Below are 15342 nucleotides of genomic sequence, written 5' to 3'. Positions count from 1 at the left end.
ATCAGGGACAAGGGCTGCCGAAGGCGTCCAAAACGCCCTGATGCAGTTCGCCGCTCTGCACCGAAAAGCAGCAGAATATGGCGCGCGTCAGGTCAGGCGCCGAGGGCAGCGCATCTACTACCGTCTTGACGGCAATTCTGGCCGCCCGATCGGCCGGGAACCGGAAAACACCGGTCGAGATGGCTGGAAACGCTACTGAAGCCAGATTGTGGGCGACGCAAAGCTCGATGCTCCGACGATAGCATGATGCAAGCAGCGCATCTTCATCGCGACTACCGCCATACCAGATCGGTCCAACGGCATGGATCACATGTCGAGCAGGAAGCCGGTAGCCCTTGGTGATCTTGGCGTCGCCAGTCTCGCAGCCGTGGAGCGTCCGGCATTCGGCCAGCAGCTCCGGCCCGGCCGCGTCATGGATCGCGCCATCGACGCCACCCCCGCCAAGCAGCGACGAGTTTGCCGCGTTGACGATGGCGTCAACGCGCAACGAGGTGATGTCGGCAACGATGACTTCGAGCCGCGCCTGGCCAACCTGGCGCGCTGACCCGCTCAGGCGGAGGCCGCCGCGTTGAGGGTGACGCCCTTGTCGGCAAACAGCTGCTGCAATTCACCGGCCTGGAACATCTCGCGGATGATGTCGCAACCGCCGATGAACTCGCCCTTGACGTAGAGCTGCGGAATGGTCGGCCAGTTCGAATATTCCTTGATGCCGTTGCGAAGCTCGGCGGACTCCAGGACGTTCAGGCCCTTGTAGCCGACGCCGACGTGGTCGAGAATCTGGACCACCTGGCCGGAGAAACCGCACTGCGGAAACTGCGGCGTTCCCTTCATGAACAGCACGACGTCGTTCGACTTCACTTCGTTGTCGATGAATTGCTCGATGCTCATATTCGCTTCCTTTTAAGGCGCACAGCCCCCTGCGGCTTCGCCCGTTGGGCCGACCATGTAACCCGGTTACTGCCCCTATATGTAGCCCAAACCGTTGTTCATCCAAAGTAAAATGCCGAAGAGCTGGCATGCACGGCCCCGGGTTGGAGCGCCGGACGCAGCCCCCGCCCATGGTCTGACGGCATCAATATCATAGCCGCGGCAGGCTTTTTTCCCGGAGGGGAACCCCTATGTAGGACGGACTGCCCAAGGGGAACCAGTTTGCCAGCCTAACGTTCTCCCCGCTCACCGGAGACACCTGTGACGAAACCAGTATCCGCAGCGTCGTTTGCCAGCCCCGCCCCGTCACTTTTCTCCGATTCAGGCACCCTCGCCCAGAATTTGGTGGAAGCCTATCTGGCCGTCCGCGACGAAACCGAGCGCCGCGCCGCCCCCTTGAGTCCCGAGGATCAGCTCATCCAGTCGATGCCGGACGCCAGCCCGGCGAAGTGGCACCGCGCCCATACCACCTGGTTCTTCGAACAATTCCTGCTCGGCGATCACTGCGAGGGGTACCAGCCCTTTCACCCCGACTACGCATTTCTGTTCAATTCCTACTATGTCAGCGCCGGCCCGCGGCACGCCCGTCACCAGCGCGGCCATCTGACCCGCCCGAGCGCGGACGAGGTCACCGCCTATCGCCGCCATGTCGACGCGGCCGTGATCAAATTCTTCCAGACGGCCGGCGAGGAGCGCCTCGCCAGCCTCGTCCCGCTGGTCGAGGTCGGCCTCAACCACGAGCAACAGCATCAGGAATTGATGCTGACCGACATCCTGCACGCCTTTGCCCAGAACCCGATCCCGCCCGCCTACGATCCGGCATGGCGCTTCCCGGCATCGCAGCGTTCGGCGGAGGAATGGGTCACCCTCAACGAGGGCATCCACACCGTCGGGCACAGCGACGACAGTTTCCATTTCGACAATGAAAAGCCCGCGCACCGCGCCCTCGTCGGCCCGGTCCGGCTCGCCCGCAACCTCGTCACCAATGCCGAATGGCTGGCCTTCATGCAGGACGGCGGCTACGGCACGGCGACGCTGTGGCTGATGGACGGCTTTGCCGCTGCGACCAACGAGGGTTGGCAGGCGCCCGGCCACTGGCGCCAGGCTGGCGGCGAATGGAAGATCATGACGCTCGGCGGATTGCAGCCGATCGACCCGGCCGCGCCGGTCAGCCATGTCAGCTATTACGAGGCGGACGCGTTCGCACGCTGGGCCGGCCGCCATCTGCCGACCGAGATGGAGTGGGAAGTCGCCGCCCGCGCCGGCCAGCTCAATGATGCCTTCGGCATCGTCTGGCAGTGGACCCGCAGCGCCTACGCCCCCTACCCCGGCTACCGCGCCATCGAGGGTGCGCTCGGGGAATACAACGGCAAGTTCATGGTCAACCAGCTGGTGCTGCGCGGCTCCTCGCTTGCAACTCCCGCCGGCCACAGCCGTATCACCTACCGTAACTTCTTCTATCCCTTCCACCGCTGGCAATTCACGGGGCTGCGCCTCGCCGACTACGCCTGATGTTTTCGATCATCATTGCGCGCCGGAAAGCGCGTTCAGGAGAGTATCATGAATGTGCACGCCGCCGCTTTGGCCCAGACGTATCAGTTCGATGAGCAGACCTCCGCCTTTGCCGGCGACGTGATCGGCAATCTCTCGCAGTTTCCCAAGCGCCTGTCGCCGAAATATTTCTACGACGCCGCAGGCTCCGAGCTGTTCGAGCAGATCACGGTGCTGCCGGAATATTACCCGACCCGGACCGAACTCGGCATCCTGCGCGGCCACGGCGACGAGATCGCCGCCATCATTCCGAAGGGCGCGGCCCTGGTGGAGTTCGGCGCCGGCGCCACCACCAAGGTCCGGCTGCTGCTGGAGCGCTGCGATTTTTCCGCCTATGTCCCGGTCGATATTTCCGGCGACTTCCTGAGCGCGCAGGCAGGCGCCTTGCGAAAGGATTTCCCCGATCTCGGCGTGTATCCGGTGGCCGCCGATTTCACCGCGCCGTTTGCCCTGCCTGCCGAGATCGAGGGCATGCCCACGGTCGGTTTCTTTCCGGGATCGACGCTCGGCAATTTCGAGCCGGACGAGGCGCGAGCCTTCCTGCGCAGCGCCCGCGACATTCTGGGCAACGGCGCGCAGATGATCATCGGCGTCGACCTCGAGAAGAACGAGCGCGTGCTCTACGACGCCTATAACGACGCCGCCGGCGTCACCGCCAAATTCAACCTCAACGTCCTGGTCCGCATCAACCGCGAACTCGGCGGCAATTTCGACGTATCCGCCTTCATGCACCGCTCGGTCTATAACCGGGAGCGCCATCGCATCGAGATGCACTTGATTTCCAAGAAAGCGCAGAGCGTGCGCATCCTGGGACGGAATTTCTCATTCCGTCCGGGCGAGAGCATCCACACCGAGTCGAGCTATAAATACAGCCTCGACCGCTTCACCGCCCTGGCGGGCGAGTCGGGCTGGTCGGTGCGGGAATCCTGGACCGACCGGGACAGGATGTTTTCGGTTCACGCGCTGGTGGCCTCGGACTGAGGTTGGNTCCGGAAAAGTGTGTAGCGGTTTTCCGAAAAGATCATGCTCAAACAAAAAGCTAAAGCGGGAGCACGATTCGAAGAAGCGTCATCCCGCTTTAGGGCCTTGCACTTCACGTCTTGCAGAACGATCGCTTGCGCTCCGGCCGGAACCTGCGTGTCGGAGTGATCCGGGGCGCGACCGATATCCAGTCATCGTGCAATCGGTCTGCCCCCAAAAGCCACGCATGAATGATCCGCCACTTGTCTTGTCCGCGCGACTGGAAATCCAGTAGCGCTGATCCTGCGTCCTGCAGTTCGTGAAAGAACTTCAATGAGTCTTTTCCAGTCGGTCCGTCCGGCTCGATCGCCTGCGTCAATATCCAGCGGTCCCACTCTTGAATGATCCGTACTCTTGCTTCGCTCTGTTTCATAGGCGCGTATTCCCACCACGGTACCCCCGTGGGCACTGAGTGATCGCGCTGGTCAAGGTTAGATGGAAAAGGTGCATACGCCGCCGCGCGTCCCCACACCTTTTGCCAAGGCGCAGTATAACCAAACTTCTTAACAAGTGTTCACCTTTATGAAGCCGCCCGCAAAAGGGTCCATCTCCGCTGTCGTTTCCCCTTCGAAAGGTCNNNCAATTTTTGACGCGGACTGAGCCGTATCTTTCCCGGTAGCATGGCTCGGGGTNGAGTTCGTGTCAGGGGATTTCAGTCATGGCCAATGCATATCCAGCGTCCAGCAGCCACAATGCCGGATCGGCCCACAATGATACGGACTGGGACGACGAAGCAGACACCGAGCGGGTGGCGCTTATCGAGGAAAATGCGCGGCTTCGGGCGCTTGTCGTCCAGCTCTCGACGCTCGTGCTCAAGAACGTCGTCGATCAGCATAACTCGCCGCAACTATTTCCGGTCAGGCGGCCCAGGCTGGATTGAATTCAAGGTTCGATTGAAGCTGCTATTCGGCCCGGCCGGATCGCAGCGACATCGTCTCCCACATCGCGACGACGGTCAGGATCGCGGTGGTCAGGATGGATAGCATCAGCGGCGAAAGGCTGCTGGCAAACCATGCAAGCGCGCAGAGTGCGATGATGCCGGCGCCGTGCGAGAGCTGAACAAAGCCGCGAAAACTGTGCTTGAATAGCACCGTCCCGAGCAGAAACAGCAAGGGACCGCCGATCGCGCTCATCACCGTCTTCAGATCGGAATGACCGCCCGGGTGCTTCAGCACCAGTTCATCCGCCACCGCCGCGACGATGACGCCGGCCACGATCGGCATGTGCAGATAGGTATAGGCGAGTCGCGCCAACCTTCCCGGCTCGTTCGATTTTGAAAGCTCCTCGGAGGCGGCCTCGGCGCCGATGTGGAAATAGATCCACCACATCGCGATGCTGCCGAGCAGCGCTGAGACGAACGCCAGGACGTTTTCGCTCGTCCAGGTGAGTTCGGCGAAAGTCGCGCCGATCACGACGATGGATTCGCCGAGCGCGATGATGATGAACAACGCGCAACGCTCGGCCATGTGGCCGCCTTCGATCATCCAGTCCGCGACCGATGACGCGCCATAGCGCGGAATCCAGAACCGCACCGCCGGCGAAATATATTCAATGACGAGTGCAACGGCCCATAGCGCCAGGCGCGACTGGCCCTCGGCCAACCCGCCGGCGATCCAGAAGATGGCTGATGTCGAGAGCCAGGCGGCGATCCGGATCGCATTCATCCTGACGCGCGGGCGCGAGACCGGCGTCGACAGCCACAGAAATATCGTCTTGCCGACCTGCATCGTCGCATAGGCGATCGCGAACCACAGGCCGCGCTCGTCAAACGCCTTCGGGATCGACGTCGACAGCACCAGCCCGCCCAGCATCATCGCAAACAGCAGGAGCCGGACCGGAGTCTTCTCGGGATTGAGCCAGTTGGTGATCCAGGAAGTGAAGACCCAGACCCACCAAACCGCCAGAAAAAGCAGAGTGACCTGCAGCGCGCCGACAAGGGTGAAATGCGCGAGCAGCGTGTGCGAGATCTGGGTGACGGCAAAGACGAAGACGAGGTCGAAGAAAAGCTCCACATAGGTGACGCGGCTGTGCTGATGCGGCACGATCACGCGAAACATCGCGCCGTGCGGATCGTTCGTCATTGGTGCCCCCGCGTGGCTGGTCGGGGGCTAGCCCTCCGGCACCCCGGTCTGCAGCGCCAGCGCGTGCAGCACGCCGCCCATCTGGCCCTTGAGCGACTGATACACGATCTGATGCTGCTGCACGCGCGACTTGCCGCGGAAGGATTCCGAGATCACGGTCGCGGCGTAGTGGTCGCCATCGCCTGCGAGATCGCGGATCGTCACCTCGGCATCGGGGATAGCTGCCTTGATCATCGATTCGATATCGTGGGCGTCCATCGGCATCCAGTATGTCTCCGTCAGGTGTTTCGAATCACGGCCGGCTCGCGCGACCGTGACGGCCAAACCTAGCGCGTACGCTCTTCTAGGTCACGCCTGACGCCACTATATTCCGGGCCGAACGGTTTGACACCGCGAGATCCGGTCGCGCCCGATCATTTCGGGCTGACCTAAAAAGAGGCTCAAAATCATGAAATTGCCCGGTCCCGACCATCCGATCACGATAACGGCAAATCCCAAGCGCGTCAGGGTCTCGGCAGGTGGCGTGGTCATCGCCGATACCACCCATGCGCTGACGCTCAAGGAAGCCAGCTATCCGGCAGTGCAATATGTACCGCGCGAGGACGCCAATATGGCGCTGCTCGCCCGCACCGAGCGGACCACGCATTGCCCCTACAAGGGGGATGCGAACTATTTCAGCATCAATGCCAACGGCAAGAGCATCGAAAATTCGATCTGGACCTATGAGACGCCCTTCCCGGCCATGGCCGAAATCGCGGGCCATCTGGCGTTCTATCCGGACAAGGTGACGATCGAGGAAGTGGCGTAACCAGAGCCGACGGCATTCCGGTGCAATGCGAAAAGCATTGAAACCGGAATGACAGGCTTTGCGTAGCTAGGCTCTGAATATCGTAAGTCCGAGGATCAGCAGCACCAGGAAGATCGCGACGAAGACATAGAACAGGAAGCGGGCAATGTCGGCGGAAGCCGCCGAAATGCCGGTGAAGCCGAGAAGACCGGCGACGATCGACACCAGAAAGAAGATCAGCGCCCATTTGAGAATTGTCATTGCTCGCTCCGGGACCTTAGGCCAATAGCAGCGGCCGGCGGATTTACCGATCCTAACGGCAAGTTACGCGGCTGGTTCCCGTGCGAGACCCGCTGCCGGACGACAGATCATTCACTCCCTATTGGCCTTGCTGAATCGGGTTCCCGGGAGCAACATTTAACTCGACCAACCTGCACGGGGGGCACGTGCCCATGACATCGATTTCCACCGTGGGGCATGCCGACATAGGCGCAGTGCCCAAAGCCAAATCGCGCAACATCGCGCTCGACCGCGCCCGCACCTTCCTGACGCTGGTGGTGCTGCTCCACCACGCCGTCATCCCCTATACCTATTTCGGTCACACCGATCCGAAGTACTTCTTCGGCTTCGACATGATCGTGCTGGCTACCGACAGCTTCTTCATGGCGATGTTCTTCTTCCTGTCGGGGCTGTTCGCCTGGTCGGGTATCGCGCGGAAGGGACCGCTGAACTATTTGCAGGATCGCCTGCTTCGGCTCGGCCTGCCCTTCGTGATCTGCGCCTTCACGCTCATTCCACTGGCCTATTACGCCATCTCCCTGCGGCACCATCCCGAAATCGGCTTTTCGGAATACTGGTGGAATATGATCACGAAGGGCCCGTGGCCGAGCGGGCCGCTCTGGTTCCTTTGGGTCCTGCTCGGCTTCGACGTGGTTGCTTGCATCCTGCATCGGTTGTCGCCCAACCTGCTTGATCCGATCAACCGCCTCTCGCTGTACGGTCGCCGCCGCCCCGCCGTGTTCTTCGCGGTCATGCTTGCCGTCACCGCAGCATTCTATGTGCCCGGGCTGATGCGTTATGGACCAAGCAGCTGGTTCGAGTTCGGGCCGTTCTCCGTCCAGCACGGACGCGTGATGCTCTATGCGAGCTATTTCTTTTTCGGCGCCGGCATCGGCGTCGCGAATATGGATCGCGGACTGCTCGCGGCAGACGGCCGGATGGCGAAGGTCAGTTGGGACTGGATGGTGCTCGCGATCGTTCCGTATTGCCTGCTCTGGGGGCTGATCTTCATCAAGCGCGAAATACTGGGCAATCCGTCGCCGCTGCCAAACTGGTATGAGGGACTCTATGCCGTCTGTTTCGCTGTCTTCAGCGTGGCCATCATGTTTCTGATCCTGGCCTTCTTCCAGAGGTTCAGGCAATCAGGCTCAGCCAAGCTGCTCGATCCGATGCAGGCGGACGCCTACGGCATGTTTCTGGTGCACTACCCGATCGCGCTTTGGCTGCAATACTGGCTGTTCGACTATGACCTGCCGGCGATCGTGAAGGCGACAATCGGATTCGTGCTGACGGTCGCTTTCAGCTGGGCACTGACGCGCGCGCTGCGGCAAATCCCGGGCGCGACGAAGGTACTGTAACTGCCCCAGCCGTCATTGCGAGGAGCGCAGCGACGAAGCAATCCATTTCTCGGCAAGCGGCGAAATGGATTGCTTCGCTGCGCTCGCAATGACGGGGAGAGAGCGAGGCTAAGCCGCCTTGCCGCTCATATAGGCCGGCAGCCAGTGTTCGAACGCCGTCTTGAGCGCACTCACCGCCACCTGCCCCTCGCCTGCAATCGCGATCGCATCGCCGCCCGTGGTGCCGATCCGCGCGCAGGGCACGCCCGCGCCCTTCATCTTCGCCAGCACCAGGCCGGCATCCGCCGCCGGCACCGTCACGATGTAGCGCGCCTGATCTTCGCCGAACCAGTAGGCGTGCGGCACGATCGAGCTCGGCCCAGCCAATAGCTGCGCGCCGATGCCGCTGGCAATCGCCATCTCGGCCAGGGCAATCAGCAGCCCGCCGTCGGAGATGTCATGCACCGCGGTCGCCGTGCCGGCATGGATCATGCCGCGCACCACGTCGCCATTGCGCTTTTCGGCCGCGAGATCGACCGGCGGCGGCGCGCCCTCTTCGCGACCGCAGACATCGCGCAAGTAAACGGACTGACCGAGCCAACCTTGCGTATCGCCGATCAACAGGATCGCCTCGCCATCGGCCTTGAACGCCAGCGAGGCGGATTTGGTGAAATCGTCGAGCAGGCCGACGCCGCCGATCGAGGGCGTCGGCAGGATGCCGCGGCCGTTGGTCTCGTTGTAGAGCGAGACGTTGCCCGAGACGACCGGGAAATCGAGCGCGCTGCAGGCTGCGGAAATTCCCTTCAGGCAGCCGACGAACTGACCCATGATCTCGGGCCTTTCAGGATTGCCGAAGTTCAGATTGTCGGTGATCGCGAGCGGCCGGCCGCCGACCGCGGTGATGTTGCGCCAGGCCTCCGCCACCGCCTGCTTGCCGCCCTCGAACGGGTCCGCCTCGCAATAGCGCGGCGTCACGTCGACGGTCAGCGCGAGCCCCTTCGGCCCGTCCTGTACGCGCACCACGGCGGCATCGCCGCCGGGGCGCTGCACGGTGTTGCCCAGAATGACGTGGTCGTATTGCTCCCACACCCAGCGCTTCGAGCACAGTTCGGGCGTCGCGATCAGCTTCTCCAGCGCCGGCATAATGCCGATCGCCGCCGTGACCTCGCGCGCCTGCACCACTGGCAGCGCCGCGGACGGCACATGCGGGCGGTCATAGACCGGCGCCTCGTCGCCGAGTTCCTTGATCGGCAGGTCGGCCATGACGTCGCCGCCATGCTTGACCACGAAGCGCTTGGTCGGCGTGGTGTAGCCGACGACGGCAAAGTCCAATCCCCACTTGGTGAAGATCGCCTCGGCCTCTTTCTCCTTCTCGGGCTTGAGCACCATGAGCATGCGCTCCTGGCTCTCCGAGAGCATCATCTCGTAAGCGCTCATGCCGGTTTCGCGCGTCGGCACCGCGTTGAGATCGAGCTCGACGCCGAGGTCGCCCTTGGCGCCCATCTCGACCGCCGAGCAGGTCAGGCCCGCCGCGCCCATGTCCTGGATCGCGATCACACAGCCCTTTTCCATGATCTCGAGGCAGGCCTCCAGCAGGAGCTTCTCGGCGAAGGGATCGCCGACCTGCACGGTCGGGCGCTTCTCCTCGGAATTGTCATCGAACTCGGCCGACGCCATCGAGGCGCCGTGAATGCCGTCGCGGCCGGTCTTGGAGCCGAGATAGACGATCGGCATGTTCACGCCGGAGGCCGCCGCATAGAAAATCTTGTCGGTCTCGGCGAGGCCAACCGCCATCGCGTTGACCAGGATGTTACCGTCATAGCGGGTGTGGAAACGCACCTGCCCGCCGACCGTCGGCACGCCGAAGGAGTTGCCATAGCCGCCGACGCCGGCGACCACGCCCGACACCAGATGGCGCGTCTTGGGGTGCTCCGGCGCGCCGAAGGAGAGCGCATTGAGGCAGGCGATCGGCCGCGCGCCCATCGTGAACACGTCGCGCAAAATGCCGCCAACGCCGGTGGTCGCGCCCTGATAGGGCTCGATGTAGCTCGGGTGGTTGTGGCTCTCCATCTTGAAGACCACCGCCTGGCCGTCGCCGATGTCGATGACCCCGGCGTTCTCGCCCGGGCCCTGGATCACCCACGGCGCCTTGGTCGGCAGTCCCCGGAGATGGATGCGGGAGGACTTGTACGAGCAGTGCTCGTTCCACATCGCCGAGAAAATCCCGAGCTCGGTGAAGGTCGGCACCCGCCCGATCAGCTTGAGGATGCGCTCATACTCGTCGGGCTTCAAACCATGGCTGGCGACGAGTTCGGGGGTAATCTGGGGCTCGTTCATGGGTCTCTTATTAGGAAGATCGCGGGGGTGCGAAAAGGCCTTTTAGGGGGCATTTTTGCCCTGTCCAGAGCTTTGCGCGGGGTGCCTTGCAGGATCGGCGTTTGCACTGCGGGGATGGATCGGATTTAAGGACCCAAACCGACAATTGAAGGCCAGATTTCGTGAACCAGCTTGCCAAGACCGCATTCGACCTCCGCCCAGACCTCCACGTCGAAACCGAGGGCGAATTCAAGGGCTGGCGGACTTGGAAACGCGACCATTTCGAGACCCATGCCGGCCCGTTCTACCACCGGATGGATGAGAACGGCCGTATCACCTGTGCGTTCCGGGTCGCGCAAAAACACCTCAACGGCTCCGGCAACGTCCACGGCGGCTGCTTCATGACGTTTGCCGATTACTGCCTGTTCGCGCTCGCTGGCGCCGTGCTGCAGGGACCGGCCGTCACCGTGTCGTTCGCGAGCGAGTTCCTCGATGCCGCCCGTGAGGGCGAGCTGGTCGAGTGCACCGGCGAAGTGACCCGCGCCGGCGGCTCGCTGATCTTCGTGCGGGGCATCTTGAAATCCGGCGAACGGTCGCTGTTCACCTTCTCCGGTACCATCAAGCGGGTGAAACGGAAGAAGCCTGCGGACGCCGTTGCCACCTGAAGCGCCACAGCCCCGTCGCGGCTGGCGCGACTATGCGTTGCTGCTCGCGCTGGCGTGCTGCTGGAGCTCGACCTATCCGCTGACCAAGATCGGCCTCGGCTCGATCCCGCCGATCACCTTCATCTCGGCGCGCTCCCTGATCGCGGCGGCGTTTCTGTTCGCGGTCCTGCGCGTGCGTGGCGTGCGGATGCCCGTGGACGCCAGGGCCTGGAAGCTGTTCGCGCAGCAACAGACCATCAATTCCACACTGCCGTTTCTGCTGATCACCTGGGCGCAGCAATACGTGCCGGCATCGAATACCGTCGTGCTGGCCTCGACGACGCCGATCTTCGCGTTTCTTATCACCTGGGGCATCACGCGGCATGAGCCGGCGACGCTACTGAAGCTGATCGGCGCCATCCTGGGCCTGGCCGGCACGGCCTTGATTATCGGCCTCGACGCGCTCTCAACGCTCGATGCCAACATCCTGGCCGAGATCGTCATCCTGATCGCCACCATCTCGTTTGCATGCGCCACGATCTTCGGGTTGCGGCTGACGGACTACGACCCCATGGTGGTGGCCGCGGGCTCGCTCCTGTTCGGTGGCACGGTGCTGTTGCCGTTCGCGCTCATCATCGATCATCCCTGGACCTTGCGGCCGACGACTGAAGCGCTGGTCGCGACCGCCGCGATGGGGATCGTCTCCAGCGCCTTCGGGCTGATGCTGTTCTACATGTGCCTGACGCGGCTCGGCACGCTGACCACCAACGCACAGGGTTATTTGCGCATTCCGATCGGCGTCGGCCTGTCGGTGCTGCTGCTCGGCGAAGCCGTGCCAGCCAATCTCGCGCTTGGTCTCGTGCTTGTGATGGCCGGCGTCGCCGCGATGACCATTCCGAGCAAGCAGTATGGAAGATGGATCAACCGGTTCCGTTCCCGGTAAGCCGCGTCGCCAACCCGGCCAGCTATTGCAGGCTGACCAGTGTCAGATCGACGAACCAGGATTGCGGCGAGACGAACCCTTTGATCTTCGGGCTCATCGCGCGGGGGTTGAGATCGTGGACGATAAAGAGCCAGGGCGGGTTGTCGACGAGACGCTCATGGGCCTTGCGATAGGCGGCCGAGATCGCCTTCGGATCGGTGGCCTCCGAAATCGTCTTCAGCGCCTCGTCGAAGTCGTCGTCCTTCCACTGCTCGAAATTGAAACCGTTCGGCGAAAAATTGGCTGACGAGAAATAGCGCGCCATGACGCCGGCATCGGAGGACGGCGAACTGATATTGAGTACCATGGCGCCCTGCAGATTGGGACTATCCGGCGTGGCGCGGGCGGCGGTCAGCAGTACCTGCCACTCGATCACATTGAATTCGACGTTCACGCCGCAAGCCTCTTTCAAATTCTGCTGCAGGAATTCGTTCATTGGAAGCGGCAGCATTTGCCCCGAGCCGGAATTCGAGATCATCGCCTTGAACGACAACGGCTTTGCCGCCGTGTAGCCGGCTTCGGCCAGCAGCGTCTTGCCCTTGGTGGGGTCGTACTTGTAGCGATTGACCGGGGAGCCGAAATCGGGATCGGCGGACTTGAGCCAGCCGACAGAGGGCTCCGCGGTCCCGTTGAGCAGCGCCACCAGCCCTTCCCGATCGATGCAATAGTTCAGCGCCTGGCGAACCTTCACGTCCTTGAACGGGCTGTTGGTCGCACCGATGTTGTAGAACCACGGCCAGACATGCGGGTACGAACCCGTGGTGATGGTGAAACCGGCCGATTTCAGCGAGGCGAGGCCATCGGGCGGAGGCACTTCGATCCAGTCGACCTGCCCCGAGCGCAGCGCGGCCAGTCGCGAGTTTGCCTCAGGGATCGGCATCAGCACGACATTGTCGACCTTCGCCATTTTGCCGGAGTCCCAATAGCCCTCCCAGCGCGCCAGATCGGCCTCCTGCCGCGGCACGACTTTCGTGATGCGGAACGGCCCGGTGCCGGCCGCCGGCAAGGTCGCGACCTTGGTCCAATCCCGGCCGGCCTTCTCGAACGAAGTCGGCGAGGTGAACAGGAGATAGACCGCCATATACGGGAAATACGAGGCCGGCTTGGTCGTGGTGATCGCGACGGTTTCGTCATCAATCTTGTTGTAGGACCCCATGATCGGAACGCGCGCCCGCGACATCGCCGAACTCGGCGGCTCGAATTGCGGGCTGTTGTTGTTGAAATAGCGGTCAAGATTCCAGATCACGGCGTCGGCGTTGAAATCCGTGCCGTCGTGGAATTTCACGCCGCGGCGCAGATGGAAAATCCAGGTCTTGTTGTCCGCCGGGTCCTGCTCCCATTTCTCCGCCAGCCCCGGACGCAAGCCCGCCAATTTGTCGGTTCGCGTCAGATCCCACAGCACCAATCCTTCGAAGATCGGATAGCCGAGGAAGCGCATGCCTTCAAAACCGTTGTTGGGCAGCCCGGTCGCCGTCGGGATATCGGACGCCGTCATGGCGATGCGCAGTGTGGCCTCTGCCCTCGCCGGAGGCGACGCCAGTATCGCTGCCGCAAGCGCAGTCACGCAGGATGCCTTGCGAATGAGCATGATATTCCTCCCGTCCAAGGATTGGAAAATCCGCACTGCGGATCAGGAGGAAGTACCAGCAAGTTTCACGCCAGATGGCGTGGCGAAGATGCCGCCGGTTCCCTGTCGGATCAGGCCGACAATTGCTTTTCGGCGATCGCAAGCCACTCCGCCTGCGCATCGCGCAGATATTTCGGCGCGCGCCGCATCGAGAGCAGCAATTCGTTGAACACGATCCTGGCTTCGGCGGTACGCCCCGTCATGCTCAGCAGCATGCCGTAACGCACCTTGGCCTCGGCACCGGGAAAATAAGCTGATAGCGCATGATATTCGTCGAGCGCCTCGTCGATACGTCCGACCTCCGCCAACGCCCGGGCGTAGAGCAGATGCCCCTCGGCCGATTCGAAATCAGGCCAGTGCGCTTTCAGATCATCCAGTGTCGCGAGCACATCCGCCGGGCGGGTGAGACCAAATTGCGCCTGCGCTTTCCCGAGCGCATAGACCGGCTCGCGCCCCATCGGCAGCGTGAGGATGTGATCGAAGTGCCGCTCGGCTTCGTCGAAGCGCCCGACCTTCAGGCATTCGGCTGCAAGCACCTCCCGGTTCGCAATGGTGTCGGTGCCGGCGAGCCGGTCGCGCAGCTCGCGATAGCGCTTTTCCGGATCGAGCCTGTCGGCCACCCGCTTGCGCGCCAGTTGCGCGCCGGGGCTGCCAAACCATTCCGGGATCAATTCGACGACGATGTAGGCGAGCGCGCCGACCAGCGGGATCATCAGGATGATGAAAGCCCAGGGCTGCAAGCGCCCGGTCTTCGATGCGTGCCAGATCAGGGTGAGGTCGAGCAGCAAAACAACGAGAGCAACGGGCATGCGGGCATTTCCAGTCAAACCGGGCGGACGGTCCTTAGTGGCCTTGATAGCGCGGCAAGTTCAATCAGACAATCTTCAGTTGTGACTGGACACGAATATGTCGCTGCGATTTCACACTTGTGGCGCTGCGGCCACTTTCAGCGGACAGCAAGGATCTGTGATCGGCAGAAGGGAACGCGGTCTGGCGGGACCTCGTTGGCCTCCAGCGCAACAAGAAAAGGAGCAGTCATGAAACTCGCAGCATTGGGATTGGCGACCACGCTGGCATTCACAGGCACTGTCGCATTCGCGCAGTCCGGCAGCGGCTCTGCGGGCGGAAGTTCGGGCGCGGGCGGCGCGGCGACGAGTGGCGCGGCGACAGGGCCGTCCACCAGCGGAACGACCACCGGCAGCGCCACGGGTACCAATCCGAGCACCGGCATGAGCAATGACGCCGGCAGTGCGGCTGCTGGGCGGAACAGCGGGCTGAACCCATCCGGCAACACGCTCATCAACCCCTCGCCCAGCGGCTCGACAATCGCGCCGACAGGCCCTGGCTCACCGACTGGCAGATAACAGGCAGACAACAAAAAGCCCCGCTTCAAGCGGGGCTTTTTCATCTCGCAGACACTAATCATCAGGTCGTTATGATTTTGAATGCTCAGAAGCGAACCAGTGCAATTGGTCAAAGAACCCGACTAGCCTCGCGAAGACGTCCTCGTCTTTGACCACCCGATGCCATTGCCTCGTGGTGACATGCGTGTCGACATATCGGAATTCGACAGTTCCATCGAATCGGGGAGAAATCCTGAGATACGGTCCCAACGGAAACGCACCGGCAGTCTGCATGACACAAAGGTCATGCATGGAGGTCTCGCCAAATATTCCCGTTGCATAGCGCGACACATCGATCTGCTCGACTAGATGCATCATCCCTTGGAGCTGCGTCCCTCCGCTAACGAGGTCTCTGTAAAAGGCAGCGATATCCTTCCAAGGCTTAAGC

The 15342-nt window shown here is 62.3% G+C and carries 16 protein-coding genes; 6 read left to right on the top strand and 10 right to left on the bottom strand.

What is annotated here, in order from left to right; genetic code table 11:
* Position 1: 1 nt before the first annotated feature.
* Positions 2–553, bottom strand: coding sequence for an O-acetyl-ADP-ribose deacetylase (locus CQ14_RS23130; protein ID WP_057860137.1), 552 nt, complete (start codon positions 551–553; stop codon positions 2–4).
* Entirely contained in the window at positions 550–888 is a 339-nt protein-coding gene (grxD, locus tag CQ14_RS23125) for a Grx4 family monothiol glutaredoxin (RefSeq protein ID WP_057860136.1), read from the bottom strand. Before grxD ends, CQ14_RS23130 begins: the two co-directional genes overlap by 4 nt.
* A 300-nt stretch (positions 889–1188) precedes the next feature.
* On the opposite strand from grxD, the gene egtB reads away from it, so the two are divergent.
* Positions 1189–2439, top strand: coding sequence for an ergothioneine biosynthesis protein EgtB (gene egtB, locus CQ14_RS23120; RefSeq protein WP_057860135.1), 1251 nt, complete (start codon positions 1189–1191; stop codon positions 2437–2439).
* A 48-nt stretch (positions 2440–2487) separates the two neighbouring features.
* Positions 2488–3459 (top strand): L-histidine N(alpha)-methyltransferase, encoded by a 972-nt coding sequence (egtD, locus tag CQ14_RS23115; protein ID WP_057860134.1) that lies wholly within the window; start codon positions 2488–2490, stop codon positions 3457–3459.
* A gap of 112 nt (positions 3460–3571) precedes the next feature.
* Here egtD and CQ14_RS23110 read toward each other — a convergent pair whose 3' ends face one another.
* The 3 genes from CQ14_RS23110 to CQ14_RS23095 all read right to left on the bottom strand — a co-directional run bounded on the left by CQ14_RS23110 (position 3572) and on the right by CQ14_RS23095 (position 5843).
* Positions 3572–3871, bottom strand: a complete 300-nt coding sequence (locus CQ14_RS23110; protein WP_057860133.1) for a hypothetical protein — start codon at positions 3869–3871, stop codon at positions 3572–3574.
* 529 nt (positions 3872–4400) lie between these two features.
* Positions 4401–5579: a low temperature requirement protein A gene (locus CQ14_RS23100; protein ID WP_057860131.1), complete on the bottom strand. Its 1179-nt coding sequence runs from the start codon at positions 5577–5579 to the stop codon at positions 4401–4403.
* A 27-nt stretch (positions 5580–5606) separates the two neighbouring features.
* Positions 5607–5843 (bottom strand): BolA family protein, encoded by a 237-nt coding sequence (locus CQ14_RS23095; protein WP_057838868.1) that lies wholly within the window; start codon positions 5841–5843, stop codon positions 5607–5609.
* A 184-nt stretch (positions 5844–6027) separates the two neighbouring features.
* On the opposite strand from CQ14_RS23095, the gene CQ14_RS23090 reads away from it, so the two are divergent.
* Positions 6028–6387, top strand: a complete 360-nt coding sequence (locus tag CQ14_RS23090) for a DUF427 domain-containing protein (protein WP_057860130.1) — start codon at positions 6028–6030, stop codon at positions 6385–6387.
* 66 nt (positions 6388–6453) lie between these two features.
* Here the strand turns inward: CQ14_RS23090 and CQ14_RS42475 are convergent, their stop codons facing one another.
* Positions 6454–6627, bottom strand: coding sequence for a DUF1328 domain-containing protein (locus CQ14_RS42475; protein WP_082649994.1), 174 nt, complete (start codon positions 6625–6627; stop codon positions 6454–6456).
* A 191-nt stretch (positions 6628–6818) separates the two neighbouring features.
* On the opposite strand from CQ14_RS42475, the gene CQ14_RS23085 reads away from it, so the two are divergent.
* The gene (locus tag CQ14_RS23085; protein ID WP_057860129.1) at positions 6819–8003 is read left to right on the top strand and encodes an acyltransferase family protein; all 1185 of its coding nucleotides are present in this window, start codon (positions 6819–6821) and stop codon (positions 8001–8003) included.
* A gap of 108 nt (positions 8004–8111) precedes the next feature.
* Here CQ14_RS23085 and purL read toward each other — a convergent pair whose 3' ends face one another.
* Entirely contained in the window at positions 8112–10319 is a 2208-nt protein-coding gene (purL, locus tag CQ14_RS23080) for a phosphoribosylformylglycinamidine synthase subunit PurL (protein ID WP_057860128.1), read from the bottom strand.
* 161 nt (positions 10320–10480) lie between these two features.
* Between purL and CQ14_RS23075 the strand changes: the two genes are divergently transcribed.
* Complete coding sequence (locus CQ14_RS23075) at positions 10481–10963, top strand: PaaI family thioesterase (protein WP_057860127.1); 483 nt, start codon at positions 10481–10483, stop codon at positions 10961–10963.
* Complete coding sequence (locus tag CQ14_RS23070) at positions 10953–11885, top strand: DMT family transporter (RefSeq protein ID WP_245320461.1); 933 nt, start codon at positions 10953–10955, stop codon at positions 11883–11885. The genes CQ14_RS23075 and CQ14_RS23070 overlap by 11 nt, the downstream gene beginning before the upstream one ends.
* Before the next feature lie 22 nt (positions 11886–11907).
* Here CQ14_RS23070 and CQ14_RS23065 read toward each other — a convergent pair whose 3' ends face one another.
* From CQ14_RS23065 to CQ14_RS23055, 3 genes are all read right to left on the bottom strand, one after another.
* Positions 11908–13512 carry an ABC transporter substrate-binding protein gene (locus CQ14_RS23065; RefSeq protein ID WP_057860125.1) on the bottom strand — a complete coding sequence of 535 codons (1605 nt, stop codon included), beginning with the start codon at positions 13510–13512 and terminating at the stop codon, positions 11908–11910.
* Between the two features lie 110 nt (positions 13513–13622).
* Entirely contained in the window at positions 13623–14360 is a 738-nt protein-coding gene (locus CQ14_RS23060) for a hypothetical protein (protein WP_057860124.1), read from the bottom strand.
* Positions 14361–14497: 137 nt separating this feature from the next.
* Entirely contained in the window at positions 14498–14959 is a 462-nt protein-coding gene (locus CQ14_RS23055; RefSeq protein WP_057860123.1) for a hypothetical protein, read from the bottom strand.
* Between the last annotated feature and the right edge of the window lie 383 nt (positions 14960–15342).

The sequence above is a fragment of the Bradyrhizobium lablabi genome (genome assembly GCF_001440475.1).
GTDB lineage: Bacteria > Pseudomonadota > Alphaproteobacteria > Rhizobiales > Xanthobacteraceae > Bradyrhizobium > Bradyrhizobium lablabi.
Note: the sequence above shows the minus strand (reverse complement) of the source record. Positions and strands in the feature narration are given on the sequence as shown.